Below are 13300 nucleotides of genomic sequence, written 5' to 3'. Positions count from 1 at the left end.
TACCGAGCATTGCATCGTGCTGTGGACCCGCGGGTGCCGAGGGTTTACTCGAGCAGTTCGATCCCAACGGATTCGCCGCGGTTCGACAGGGAGACGACTAGCGCGAGGTCGGAATTGTCGGGGTCGAATGCGAACTCGAACGCCGCGAACGGGGCGCTCTCGCCCGACTGGTGCGGGTGAATGGCAACCCGGACGAGCTGAAGCGACCGAATGATGTCAACGTCGTTGTCACCCGAGCGGTCGACGAGCATCTCGAGGAGATCGTCACCCACCTCTTCGATGGTCGACTCGATGAAGCTGGTCACGTCGGAGTTGCGGTTGTCGACGTCGCTGAGCATGGCTTCGCGCGCACGCAGGTCGAGTCCGTCGAGCGAACTGACGAACCCCGCTGCCGTGTCGAGCCCGTCGAGAGTCACCGTCTGTCCGCCCGGAGAACTCACTGTGACGTCGACGGGCTGGTCGCCGACCTCGACGGTCTCCGACCAGTAGATGGCTCCGTCTGCGTCGGTCTCGAGCGCCCCGAAGAAGTCGTGTTCGGTCGTCATGATCAGCCAACCAGTTTCTGCGCGAAGACGTGCGGGGTGAAGCCGGTGAGGTCGTGGATTCCCTCACCCTGACCGACAAGTTTGATCGGGATGCCGGTTTTCTCCTGAACGGCGAGGACGAACCCGCCCTTGGCGGAGCCGTCGAGTTTGGTGAGCACCAGCCCGGTCACACCGGCGTGCTCAATGAAAGCCTCGGCCTGCGCGAGCCCGTTCTGACCCGTTGTCGCGTCGAGCACCAGGAGCACCTCAGCGATCGGCGCCTGCTTCTCGACAACCCGGCGGATCTTGGAGAGCTCGTCCATCAGGCCGCCCTTGGTCTGCAGCCGCCCGGCAGTGTCGATGAGCACGATCTCGATGCCGTTGCGCTTCGCAAAATCGACGGTTTGGAACGCGACGGATGCCGGGTCCTGCCCGTGCTGCTGGGGACGAACGATCTGCGCTCCCCCGCGTTCGGCCCAGGTTGCCAGCTGGTCGACGGCTGCCGCACGGAACGTGTCAGCCGCACCGACCACGACGCTGCGTCCGTATGTGCCGAGGAACTTGGAGAACTTGCCGATGGTTGTGGTCTTGCCGACGCCGTTGACGCCAACCACGAGCACAACAGCCGGGCGTTCGCTGAGCTTCAACGTTGTGTCGTATTTCGAGAGGCGTTCTTCGATCGATTCGCGAAGCATCCGCTGGAGGTCTCGAGGGTCTGTTGTGCGGTACCTGTCGACTTTCGCGTGCAGGTCGTCGATCACGGCCTCGGTGACGTCAGGACCGAAGTCTGCGGTCAGCAGCGCGTACTCGAGGTCTTCCCACGTGGTCTCGTCGATTGTGGGCTTCGTGAACATGCCCTTGAGCGCGCCAGACAGGGACCAGGACGAAGTTTGTGCCATGCACTAAGACTAACGAGAGTCTCGGGCAGCGTTAGCCCGCCTTCTCCTCGTTCGCTACCCGCTGACCGACGACGGCAGACACTCCGTCCTGCCGCATCGACACTCCGTAGAGGGCGTCGGCGATCTCCATCGTGCGTTTCTGGTGGGTGATCACGATGAGCTGGCTGGAGAGTCGCAGGTCCTCGAAGATGGTCAGCAGCCGACCGAGGTTCGCGTCGTCGAGCGCCGCCTCAACCTCGTCCATGATGTAGAACGGGCTCGGTCGAGCCTTGAAGATTGCGATCAGCAGGGCGACGGCGGCAAGCGAGCGTTCACCGCCGGAGAGCAGCGAGAGGCGCTCGATCTTTTTGCCTGCCGGTTTGACGGTGACCTCGATGCCCGTTGTGAGCATGTCGTCGGGGTTCGTCAGCGAAATGCTGCCTGTGCCGCCGGGGAACAGGATCGGGAACACCTCACCGAACGCCCTCAGGGTGTCATCGAACGCACTCGCGAAGATGGTCTGCATCTTGTCGTCGAGCTCTTCGATGATGGTCAGCAGGTCTTTGCGGGTGTTCGTGAGGTCGGTGAGCTGCTCGGTGAGGAACTTGTGCCGCTGCTCGAGCGCCGCGAATTCCTCCAGCGCGAGCGGGTTCACGCGTCCGAGCTGTGCGAGTTTGCGTTGCGCCTTGTCGAGGCGTTTCTGTTGTTCCGGTCGAGAGAAGCGGATGCCATCACTTCCGTTTTCCTCGCCACTCGCGTCGGTCGTTGTCTGATCCGGAATCAGAACCTCGGGGCCGTACTCGGCAACGAGCACGTCTTCGACCAGTCCCAGCTCCGAAGCGGCGCGTTCGAGCAGGCTCGACAGGTGCAGCTTCTTCTCGTAGATCTGCAGCTCGAGTCCGTGAACGTTCTCGGTGATGACCTGCAGGCGGTCGCGGAGGCTCTGCTCCTCCCGGCGCAGTCCTGTCAGTTCTGCGTTCTGGCTTGCGCGCTCCTCCTCGGCCCTGGCGAGCAGGAGTTTCGCCTCGGCGACGGACCCGTCGACCGAGTCGAGGACCGACGGGAGGATGTCGGCGACCGATGTGGCTGCGTCGATCTGGCGCTGGCGGATCACGGCCCGGCGGGCGGCGGCCTCCGCTGCGACCCGGTCTGCCTCCATTTGGGCGAGCAGGTTCTTCACCCGTTGCTCTTCGGAACGCACGCGTTCCCGCGCGGTCTCGAGTTGAAGGCGGGACTCGACCTCACGTTCGCGAGCCTGCTCGAGCTCGACGAGGAGCGCCTCGCGGCCTGAGACGTCGAGGATCGGTCGTGGACGCGATCGTGCCGCATCCAACTCAGCTTTGGCCTTGTTTGCCGCGGACTCGGCGTCAGCAACAGCACCAGCGGACTGCGCGAATGCCGCGCTGAGCCTGTCGCTCTCGGCCGTCGACGCTTCGACCTGCACGCGGGCGCGGTTGAGCTTCTCCGCCTGCGCGGCGAGCTGGGCATCGAACTCACGCAGCGCGCCGAGCGCGCTCTTGGACAGTTCCTTGGCTGAGCCAAGCGCTGTGCGCTGCTCGGCGAGTTCGAACCGAACGTCCTCGAGCGCGGCGGTGACCTCGGTGAGCCGCTCGGCGGCGGCGTCACGTTCGGCGATGAGTTCGATGCGGCCCTGCTTGGCGCCGGATCCGCCGCGGAGGACGAAGTCGGTGAGCACGTCTCCCGCGCGGGTGATCAGCGTGACCGGGCCGCCGAGACCGGTGAGGGAAGGGACGGCGAGTCGTGCCGCGTCCACATCATCGGCGATGCCAATGAAGCCGAGGATTCCAAGCACGCCGTTCGGCGCGGCGACGACGTTTGTGGCCGCAACCACGCCGTCGACCGTCGGCCAGACGATTTGCCGCCCCGTGGCATCCGCAATGACGATTTCGACCCGACCGAGGTCGTGGTCCTTCGCGTGGGCGATTGCGCGCTCGGCGGCGGCGCGGTCGTCGGCCAGGAGACCGTCGGCCAGGGTGCCGAGTGCCGCGGCGATGGCAGCTTCGAAGCCGGGTTTCACCGAGACGGCGTCGGCGACCAGCCCGCGGATACCGTCGAGCCCGGCGGCGATGAGGTCGGCTGAGCCGTCCTTGATGTTGAGGGCACGTGAGAGTGCGCTGGTCTGGGCGGCGAGCGCATCACGTTCGCGTTCGTGACCGTGCAGCAGTTCGCGGAGGCGTTCGATTTCGGCTTCGGTTTCGAAGACCCTGGCTTGGGCGAGCTCGTACGCTTCGTCGAGCCCGTTCTCTCCCGCGTCGACGTCGGCGGCCGTTTCCTCCACCTCGGCGAAGTGGCGGATAGCCGCTTCACGGCGTTCGGTCGCCGCTTCAAGGGCGTTCTCCTGGCGAAGGCGTTCGCCCCGGACAGCAGCGAGTCGTGACGCTGCGGCGTCGGCCTGTCCGGTGAGTTTTGTGATTTCGAGGTCGTGTTTGGATACGAGCGCGCTCTGCGCGGCGATCTCCATGTCGACCGCGTCGAGCCGCTCACGTGATGCGAGGGTGGCTTGCTGGGCGGACCGCCAGGCGTCCTCGGCCGTTGAGATGGCCTGTTTGAGGGAGTCGACCTCGGCTCTGGCATCGTCGACCATGGCGCGAGTGACGCTCGATGACGAGTCAAAGGACTCGGACTGCGCTCCGAGGAGAGCGAGCCTTTGGTTGGCGAGGGTGTACAGGTTGCGGAGACGTTCCTGCACCGACTCGAGCGCAAAACTGGTGCGGCGGGCTGCGTCGACGGCGTCGCCGACCTGTGCCTGTTCGATCCGGGCGATGCGCAACTGCTTCTGCTCGAGTTGCTCCTGCAGCACGATGCGCTCGGTGTGCCGCTCGCTCTCGGTGCGGCCGTACCCGTCGAGCAGGGTTCTGAGTGTCACGACCTCGTCAGCGAGCAGTCGCGCCTTGGCGTCGCGCACAATCGACGCGATCGATTGGGCTTCGCGAGCGATTTCAGCCTGGTGCCCGAGCGGCTTGAGCTGTCGACGGATTTCACCGGCGAGGTCGCTGAGCCGCGTGAGGTTGGTCTGCATGGCTTCGAGCTTGCGGAGGGTCTTCTCCTTGCGGCGGCGGTGTTTGAGAATGCCGGCCGCTTCCTCGATGAACCCACGGCGTTCCTCAGGCGTCGCACGAAGAACCGCATCGAGCTGGCCCTGGCCAACGATGACGTGCATTTCACGACCGAGGCCCGAGTCGCTCAGCAGTTCCTGAACATCGAGCAGCCGACAGGTGTCGCCGTTGATGGCGTACTCGCTGCCTCCGTTGCGGAACAGTGTGCGGCTGATTGTCACCTCGGTGTATTCGATCGGGAGGGCCCCATCCGAGTTGTCGATGGTGAGGATCACCTGCGCGCGACCGAGCGGACCCCTCGTGGACGTCCCGGCGAAGATGACGTCCTCCATCTTGCCGCCGCGGAGGGTTTTCGCGCCCTGCTCCCCCATCACCCAGGCGAGGGCGTCGACCACATTGGACTTGCCGGAACCGTTAGGGCCGACCACACAGGTGACCCCCGGCTCGAAGGCGAAGGTGGTGGGTTGCGCGAACGATTTGAAGCCCTTGAGGGTGAGGCTCTTCAAATACACGCTCGCTCCGGTTCTCTCACGCTCTCCTGGCGCACAAATTCTTTGCACTACCGTACCCAACGAATAGCGCAGCGACCCGAATAGACCCGGCCAGAGCGTCGAATGTCCGCTCTTTACAGGTTCCGAGCCCCAGGGTTAAGCTGGTCGGCTGCCCGCGCCGAGCAGCAACGGAGCACGCCGGGAGCCAGTCATGACCATTCAGTTTCACCTCGAGGAGACGAGCATCGATGAGCTCGCCATACCCTCAACCCTCGACTCCGTGGATGGTCGCGCGTTCGTCGAGATGACCGAGCTGCGCAACACCATCGAGCGTGAGGTTCTCGGAACCGGAGACACGGAGTCGACGCCGCGCGAACTCCTCTCGGCGTTTTCCGACAGGTTCGCGCCAAAACGACTCTTCCTCGCTCGGGCCAACGGCAGGATCATCGCTCGCGGCGTCTACGAGTGGCAGCCGGAGGAGGACGCTCCGGCGGCGTTCCTCGAACTTCAGGTTGTGAAAGGCGCCCGTGGGCGCGGCGTCGGAGCCGCGATGCTCGACGTGCTCGAAGCTGCGGCTGTGAGCGACGGGCTCACGGTGTTCCAAGCGTGGAGTTCGCATGTGCTGCCGGTGTCTGCCGACGTGCTTTCGCCCCCGACCGGCTTCGGTGCGATCGAAAGGAACTCCCCGGCCGCCCGCTTTGCATTGGCGCATGGGTACCGCCTCGAGCAGGTCGACCGCATTTCACGGATCGACCTGCCCATCGATCGCGCCCTGCTCGAGCAGCGACGTCGCGACGCCCAAGCCCACGCCGCGGACTATGCGGTCGTGCAGTGGGTGGGGCGGTGCCCCGACGAGTGGCTCGCCGACATGGCGCGCATGCACCAGAGAATGTCAACGGACGCTCCCGCCGCGGCGATCGAGTTCGCCGAAGAACAATGGGACGAGACACGCATGCGCAACCTCGACGATCGCAACGAGGCCGGCGGTCGTGTCAACCTCACCTCGGCCGCGCTCCACATTCCGTCACATCGTCTTGTCGGTTACAGCGACATTGCCTTGCCCGAACAGGAGGGGTCCCCGGCAATCCAGGAGGACACGCTTGTGCTGAAGGAGCACCGGGGACACCGGCTCGGAATGCTTCTCAAGGTCGCGAACCTCGAGCAGCTGATGGCGGTGTCGCCAAAGACACCACGCATCACGACGTTCAATGCGGAAGAGAACCGGCCGATGCTGAACGTGAACGAGGCTGTGGGGTTTGTGGCGACGGGCTGCGAGGCCGCGTGGAAAAAGACCCTGTAGCCCGGTCGTAGCGGCCGATCAAAGAGTCGTGCTCTCCGCGCCACTCGAAATGGTTATCCCCGAAGCCCGCTCGGCCCGAAGGCGCACTGCTGAAATCGGTTCGGCCCAAATGGTCATTGCACAATCGGTTCGGCCTGAATGGTCATTAACATTCGATTTCAATCGCCATATGGGACCGATCGAATGAACCAATCGCCCTTTGGGACGAATCGAATGGACACATCCCCCGTTATGGACGTCCGGCGACGTTTCAGACCCGAAAGTTGTGCGTCTCAAGCGCTCCGCCGCACGGAAGTTCGCGCGACGTCCGTCACATTGGGCGGCCTTAGGCGACAGGCACCTCGATGATCGGCTCGTCGTTGACACTCAACACACGCCACTCCTCCCCAAGGCGCTCGAAGGTTGCCACAGAGCCGTTTCGGATCAGGTCGAACTCACGCCCGGCAAGTGACGACAGCGTGTAGCGAATCAGGGTGCCGTGGCAGACAATCAGCGTGTTCCGGTCGCCGTATTGCGCGCTCACCCGCTCGAGGGCAGTGGTTGCACGCGCGACGACCGCGTCAATCGACTCGAGGCCCGGGTAGTTCCCGTCCGGCCAGTGTTCCGCGATGACCTCGGCCGTTGCGCCTTCTGCGTCGCCGTAGTGTCGCTCGACGAGCTCATCGAATGCGGGGCCGAGTTCGATCCCGAGTCCGTCGGCGATGATCGACGCCGTCTCACGGGCACGGCTCAACGGTGAGCTCACAATGACTTCCCAGTCCACCCCGGCGAGGGTCGCAACGGCGTCGCGCGCCTGTTGCCGCCCTGTGTCGTTGAGCGGGATATCCGTCGATCCCTGCAGACGGTTTTCGAAGTTCCAGTCGGTCTGGCCGTGGCGAATAAAAGCGAGAGTCATACATCCATCCTCGCCGGGGCCGCGCGTTCTCCCTAAACGGGCGTCAGCGAGCGCTCACCGTCGGCGCTGGCACTTCGGGCAGAAGTGCGACGAGCGGTTCATGAACTTCTCCCGGCGAATGGCAGTGCCACACCGGGTACACGGCTTGTTCTCGCGCCCGTAGGCGTTGAGGCTGTGCGCGAAGTACCCCGAGGCGCCGTTGACGTTCACGTACTGGGCGTCAAAACTCGTTCCGCCCTCGGCGAGCGCCTTCTGAAGCACGGCTCGAACCTCGGTCAGGAGCAGGGCAGCTCGACGCTTCGAGAGCGACGATGCGGCCTGCTCGTAGTGAATCTTCGCCGCCCACAGCGCCTCGTCTGCGTAGATGTTGCCGATGCCTGAGATGAGCGTTTGGTCGAGGAGCGCGCGTTTGACCCCTGTCGTTTTGCGGCCGAGCAACGAGAAGAACCGGTTGTCGTCAAAAGCGGGGTCGAGCGGGTCACGGGCGATGTGCGCCACCTGGCTCGGCACGACGGCGGGGCCAACGACGGCGCCCGAGAAACCACCCGGGAACCCATCAGGCGTCGGCAACAGCGAGTCGACGGCCATTCCGCCGAAGATTCGCTGGTCGACGAAGTTGACAAGCAATTCACCGTGGTCGGGCGATTCGATCCCGATCCGAATGCGCGTCAACCGGTCATCGGTTCCCGGCAGGCGCAGCAGCATTTGCCCGCTCATTCCGAGGTGGGTGACGAGGGCAGTTCCGTTGTCGAGGGGAAACCAGAGAAACTTCCCACGCCGCACCGCAGCGACGATCTGTCGTCCTTCGAGGACATCGACGAAGATTCCGGATGCCACGTTGTGACGTTTGAGGGACCTCGCGTCGAGAACGTCAACACTGGTGATCGTTGCGCCGGTGACGGCTGGCTCGAGGCCGGCTCGCACCACCTCAACCTCAGGAAGCTCGGGCACTCAGCTCGGTCCACGCGGTCAGTGCAGCAGCCATCTCGGCGTGCTTCTTGCTCGTTCCCTCACCAACGGCGGTCACGAGGTCTCCGACGGTGACCGTCGCGACGAACACGCGGTTGTGGTCGGGGCCGGACGCGGTGATGTCATAAACCGGGGCAGGCGCGTGGTGTTGGGCTGCCGCTTCCTGCAGGCTCGTCTTCGGATCCATGGCCGCACCAAATCGTGCGGGGTCTTGGAGCAGCGGTTCAACGAGCCTCAGCACGAGTGCCGCCGCTGTCTCAAGGCCCTGCTCGAGATAGACAGCTCCGATAAGCGCTTCCATCGTGTCGGCGAGAATCGATGCCTTGTCGCGGCCACCGGTCAGTTCTTCACCGCGACCGAGCCGGAGGTACTGGCCGAGACCGATCTTCCTGCCGATTTCGGCAAGAGCGATCGTCGACACGACGCTCGCGCGCATTTTGGCGAGGGCACCCTCCGGCAGTTCCGGGTTCTCGCGGTACAGCTTCTCGGTGACACTCAGCCCTAGCACCGAGTCGCCGAGGAACTCAAGGCGCTCGTTGTGCGGGATGCCGCCGTTTTCGTACGCAAAAGAGCGGTGTGTGAGCGCATGCTCCAACACCGCCTCGTTAAGTGACACACCGAGGGTCGCCAGTAGCGACCCTCGGTCCGTCGAGCTTTCTGTTACCGACACTCTCGAGCCTTCGGTTTCAGCGAGCGAAAGCGCAGACTAAACGTCGGCGACCTTGCGTCCCTTGTACTCCATGAACAGCGCGGTTCCGGCAGAGTCTTCGACGACCTTCGCGCGGTGCGGGAGGCTGTACGTGATCTTGCCGTTTTCAACGGTCTTCACGAGGGTGGGGGCTTCGGCCTTCCACTGTGCACGGCGTGCACGGGTGGAGGCTCGTGACATTTTCCGCTTCGGAACAGCCATGACTTATCTCTCTTCTTTGCTTGGAGCATCCGAGTTGTCGGAGCTTGGGTCTTGGGAGAATCCTGCGAGCGCAGACCAGCGAGGATCCAGGTGCTCTTGGGGTTTTCTATCCGGGTTATCTGCCAGCCGCTCGCCGGTCTCTGGGTCGAGTCCGGGACAGTCTGGCCGGCATACCGGCTGAAACGGCAGTGACAAAACCACTGCGTCTCTGATCAGAGATTCAAGATCCACATGGTCATTGTGAACCTCTAGGTCAGAAGCTTCTTCACCAGAGTACGCGAAAAGCTCCTGAAACTCGACTTGGACGCTCTGGGAGATGTCAATCAGGCATCTTCCGCACTCCCCCGTCGCAACAGTTTCGATCTCGGCGGTGACGAGGATGCCCTCGTGTACCGATTCGAGGCGGAGGTGTTCGTGAACAGGAGTGCCCGCCGTGACGGCGATAAGCCCGGCACCCCAGGTCTCGGAAGCGTCGACGGTGAGGTCGCGTTCCTGCATCTCGCCCGGTCGCCGCACGAGGTCGCGGATGTTCACCGCGAATGGCAGCTTGGTGTATTTGGTCACCGAGAAATTCTACAGGGGACGCGGCACGCCTGCTGGACGTCGGCTGTATGTTCCGCCCAGGACGGATGCCGGGGCGAACCTCGCCCGAACCCGAACGGGCAGTGTGGCGTTCGTGGCCATCGCGCGTTGCAGCCGGGTGACGTCGGCAACGAGCGTCGCCCCCTGAGCCGGAGTGGCACCGAGCGAGAAGCGGAGCCGCTCGACGGAGTCGAGCAACCGCGCAAGCGATTCGCGTTCCGCGTCCCCGAGGACGAGCGACCCCGACAGCCGAGCGGCGAACCCGCGCGGAGTTTCCGCTTCGCTTGCACCGATACCGAAGTCGACAGAACTCTCCAACAGCTCCTCCCAGGCCACCGTTGGACCGGCCCGTCCCGCAGCGATGCTGCGGAATCGACGACGGCGCCTGTGGATGCGACTCAGGGCGGGAACAGCAACTATGACAAGAGCGACGAGACCGAGCGCGACGAACAAGCCGAGCGGCGCCTCGTTCTCCCCGACCTGGGAGGCGGTCGGCGCTTCGGCGTCTGGGCCGGTCGGGGCCTGTTCAAGGGGGTCCCGGTTGGCGGAATCCAGGTCGTTCGGGCCTGCCGTGGATTCGTCGCTCGCGGTCGACACGGCGTAATCGGGAACGGATCCGCGGCCAGGTGTCGGCTCGAACGGCACCCACCCGATTCCCGAGAAGTACAACTCGGGCCACGAGTGCAGGTCGTCTGAAGCGACGGTGTAGTTGCGTCTCTCGCCGGCCCCACCGAGGCGATCACCGGGGAGGTATCCGAGCGACACCCGTGCGGGGATGTCGAGGGTCCTCGCCATGATGGCCATGGCAGACGCGTAGTGAACGCAGTATCCGCTCTTTTTCTCCAGGAACCGCGCGATGACATCGAAGCCGTCACCGTCGTAGCCGTCCTCGACTGGCGCTTCGATCGAGTAGGTGAAGTCGGTGCTTCGAAGGTAGTGCTGGAGGGCGTATGCCTTGTCGAATCCGTTGGTGGCGTCCCCGACCGCCTCCCGAGCGGTGTCGGTGATGATCTGCGGAATGTCTGGTGGGAGCTCGAGGAAGCGGCTGACCTCACTCGGGTACGCGCCGGGTGCGGCGATCAGCTGTTCTCGTGTTGGTTTGATGAGGACACTCTCGGCGATGTACGACTGGCCGTTTGCGCTCGACAGTCGGCTGGAGAGTGTGAGCCCGTCGACGTCCCACAACCATCGACCGGAGAGGCCGACGACTCGAACGCTTGGGAACGGCACTGGGATCCAGGGAGCGACCATCGACCCCACTTCGACGGTCGTCGTTGTTGGCTCGGTTGCCACCTCGGTGGACAGCCCGGGCACATCGACAAGGAGGTCGGGTTCGTTGAGCACCCGTTCGGACGCGCGGCTGGCTGACCAGGTGGTGCCGTCGAACTGGTCAAGGGTCAGCAGCCGAAAGTACAGGGACTCGTCTGTGGTCGTCGAGTAGGTGAACTGTCTGGCGCCTCCCGGGCGCCGGAGGTCCTTGCCGAGGTCGGCCAGGGGGCTCACGCCGCGACCAAATGACGAACCGCCCGATGTTTGGAACAGGCTTTCGCCGTTGTAGCCGGGTGCCGTTGCCGCGAGCAGTAGCGACCCGATCACCGCAAAGGCCCCGATACCGAGCATTCCGTGGGGCCGCTTCCTCGCCGACTGGCGAGCTCGGGTGTCGACCCAGAGCAACACCAGGTACGCGGCAGCGCACAACGCGAGCGCGATCAGGTTGACCTCGCCGATGATGAACCCGGGTACGAGTGCGATTGCCACAAGCGGGATGCCGACGAGCGCTGGCATCCTGAAAACTATCGCCGAAAGGTCAGCGAGGATCGCGAAAGTTCCGGCTCCTACGGCGAGAATGAACCGGATGCCGAGGTCGGCCTCGGCTGGGGTTCCCTGCCTTCCGATCGACCTCAGTCCGTCCGCTGTGAGACCGCGGAATGCTTCCACTGTGTCCCACGTGGGGATCACAAGGCCGAGTGCGGTGTCCGACGCGAAGAACAGTACGAGCATGGCAAGCCAGACCGCTGCCCCGATCAGGGTGCCGATGCCGGTGGGCGCGCCGAGGCTCCGCGTTGATGCCGCCGAGCAGAGAATCACCGTGCCGAGCAGGGCGACCCCGAGCCACCAGGATGGGCCGTCGAGGAGCGGTGAGAGCGTGGAGATCGCAACGAGGTAAACGAGCAGTGTTCCGAGGGTCACCGGCCAGAGGCGCCTGCCGTTCGCACGTCGGGCGAAGATGTCGGCGCGACGTTTGGTCCTGGCGGTTCGGGCTCGAGAGGCCTGCTGGCGTTGTGGGGGTCGGGCGGCGACCCGGCGTTCGGGAGCGACAGTTTTAGTTCCGGACATGCCCGTTGCCCCTCGGCATTGCCGCCCCAGGCTGGCGGGCCGGTGTTCCAAAAGCTGCGCGCGACCAGGCATCGAGCACCGTGGTGTGTTCAAACAGGGCCGCTGTGCGCCAACCGGCGTCGCCCAGTGTCTGGACGTCGATCGGATAGTCGGTGCTCTCGCGGCGCTCGGCCGGCGCAAAAAACGCCACGGCCGGGTCTGCGTTGATCTTCATTCCGGCCAGCCGCCTGGCACCGAGCGGCGAAACCTGTCCGAGAACAGCGAACACCGGCATCACTTTGCCTGTACGCCGGATGACGGGGCCGAGCCCCGCGGTGACGTCGTAGTCGTTCGGAACCGGCCACCGCCTGGCCTCGGCGAGCGTGTCGAGCAAGGCCGACGCTGCGCCCGGCTCGAAGTGGGACGTCGAAAACGGTGTCGTCCCGTCTCCGAGAGGAACAGCATCCGTCACCGTTTCGACAAGCCACACCTGGTATCCCGTTTCAAGCAGGTGAACGCCGAGCGACGCGACCAGTTCGACCATGCGCTCGAAGTGAGTGTCACTCATCGCGCCTGACGCGTTGCCGTGCCCGGCAAGCGAGGTGTCGAGAAGCAGGGTGGCCTCTGGGTCGCCCTGGTGTTCCTCCTGACGCACCATGAGCTCACCGCGGCGAGCCGTCTGCCGCCAGTGCACACGGCGAAGCGAATCGCCCGTGCGGTACTCGCGCGCAATGAGCTCATCCGCGCGCTGCACTGCGAAGTGGTTGAGTTCGTGACGCACGCCATCACCGCTCGCATCCTTCAGCCCGGCGTCAGGGAGAAGGGTGACCCGAGGGGTGATCGAAATCTCGCGGGTGCCTGCGATTGCCCGCTCGCCCTGAACCAGACCGAAAGGGTCGCCGTGGGTCACCCAGAGTGGCCCGACCGTATACCGTCCGCGGTGCGCCGACCGAAGCTCGTACTCGAGATCTGTGGCGTAGCCGCGCCCACGCACCCAGCGTCCCTGCGGGAGTTCACCACGCGGCGGTCGACCGAAGACGAACGGCACCTGATCGCTCCACAGCGCGATGGTGTCGAGGTTCGCCTTCGACTGCACTCGCGTTCGCACCGTCGCCGGCTCTCCGACCATCACGCTGGATGGGGAGAACGATCGCGCAGCGCTGAGTTGCGGTTTGTGCGCCTGCACGTAGACCACGCTGCCCGCAAACAGCAACACGAGAAACGCCGAGAGGTACAGTCCCTCGCGCCGATCGAGGGCCGTCGCCACGATCAGCACCGCCGTCGCGATGATCAGCACACTCCAGCCCCGAGCCGTTGGCCTAACGGCCCGCGAACGTCCGGGACGGGGTGCTGCCATG

11 protein-coding genes are annotated in these 13300 nt (G+C 64.6%); 1 reads left to right on the top strand and 10 read right to left on the bottom strand.

What is annotated here, in order from left to right; genetic code table 11:
* Window positions 1-44: 44 nt before the first annotated feature.
* From D9V28_RS03055 to smc, 3 genes are read right to left on the bottom strand one after another with little or no spacing between them, the layout of a single operon-like run.
* Complete coding sequence (locus D9V28_RS03055; RefSeq protein ID WP_121658212.1) at window positions 45-545, bottom strand: DUF2004 domain-containing protein; 501 nt, start codon at window positions 543-545, stop codon at window positions 45-47.
* 2 nt (window positions 546-547) lie between these two features.
* Entirely contained in the window at window positions 548-1423 is an 876-nt protein-coding gene (gene ftsY, locus D9V28_RS03050; RefSeq protein WP_121658211.1) for a signal recognition particle-docking protein FtsY, read from the bottom strand.
* Between the two features lie 31 nt (window positions 1424-1454).
* On the bottom strand, window positions 1455-4991 hold the full coding sequence (gene smc, locus D9V28_RS03045) for a chromosome segregation protein SMC (protein WP_121658210.1): 3537 nt from the start codon (window positions 4989-4991) through the stop codon (window positions 1455-1457).
* Window positions 4992-5181: 190 nt separating this feature from the next.
* On the opposite strand from smc, the gene D9V28_RS03040 reads away from it, so the two are divergent.
* The gene (locus D9V28_RS03040; protein WP_121658209.1) at window positions 5182-6270 is read left to right on the top strand and encodes a GNAT family N-acetyltransferase; all 1089 of its coding nucleotides are present in this window, start codon (window positions 5182-5184) and stop codon (window positions 6268-6270) included.
* Between the two features lie 325 nt (window positions 6271-6595).
* Here D9V28_RS03040 and D9V28_RS03035 read toward each other — a convergent pair whose 3' ends face one another.
* Genes D9V28_RS03035 through D9V28_RS03005 form a run of 7 tightly spaced genes read right to left on the bottom strand, consistent with a single transcriptional unit; the run spans window position 6596 to window position 13299 of the window.
* Window positions 6596-7165 carry a histidine phosphatase family protein gene (locus tag D9V28_RS03035; RefSeq protein WP_121658208.1) on the bottom strand — a complete coding sequence of 190 codons (570 nt, stop codon included), beginning with the start codon at window positions 7163-7165 and terminating at the stop codon, window positions 6596-6598.
* A 54-nt stretch (window positions 7166-7219) separates the two neighbouring features.
* Window positions 7220-8116 carry a bifunctional DNA-formamidopyrimidine glycosylase/DNA-(apurinic or apyrimidinic site) lyase gene (gene mutM, locus D9V28_RS03030; protein ID WP_121658207.1) on the bottom strand — a complete coding sequence of 299 codons (897 nt, stop codon included), beginning with the start codon at window positions 8114-8116 and terminating at the stop codon, window positions 7220-7222.
* Window positions 8100-8804, bottom strand: a complete 705-nt coding sequence (rnc, locus tag D9V28_RS03025; RefSeq protein ID WP_121658206.1) for a ribonuclease III — start codon at window positions 8802-8804, stop codon at window positions 8100-8102. The genes mutM and rnc overlap by 17 nt, the downstream gene beginning before the upstream one ends.
* A 36-nt stretch (window positions 8805-8840) precedes the next feature.
* Complete coding sequence (rpmF, locus tag D9V28_RS03020) at window positions 8841-9044, bottom strand: 50S ribosomal protein L32 (protein ID WP_121658205.1); 204 nt, start codon at window positions 9042-9044, stop codon at window positions 8841-8843.
* Window positions 9045-9047: 3 nt separating this feature from the next.
* Window positions 9048-9608, bottom strand: coding sequence for a YceD family protein (locus D9V28_RS03015; protein WP_371869985.1), 561 nt, complete (start codon window positions 9606-9608; stop codon window positions 9048-9050).
* Between the two features lie 9 nt (window positions 9609-9617).
* Window positions 9618-11963, bottom strand: a complete 2346-nt coding sequence (locus D9V28_RS03010; RefSeq protein WP_183086410.1) for a transglutaminase TgpA family protein — start codon at window positions 11961-11963, stop codon at window positions 9618-9620.
* A complete protein-coding gene (locus D9V28_RS03005) occupies window positions 11950-13299 on the bottom strand; it encodes a DUF58 domain-containing protein (protein WP_121658203.1) in 1350 nt (449 codons plus the stop codon). The genes D9V28_RS03010 and D9V28_RS03005 overlap by 14 nt, the downstream gene beginning before the upstream one ends.
* Between the last annotated feature and the right edge of the window lies 1 nt (window position 13300).

The organism is Mycetocola zhadangensis, from assembly GCF_003668565.1.
Taxonomy (GTDB): Bacteria; Actinomycetota; Actinomycetes; order Actinomycetales; family Microbacteriaceae; genus Mycetocola_A; species Mycetocola_A zhadangensis.
Note: the sequence above shows the minus strand (reverse complement) of the source record. Positions and strands in the feature narration are given on the sequence as shown.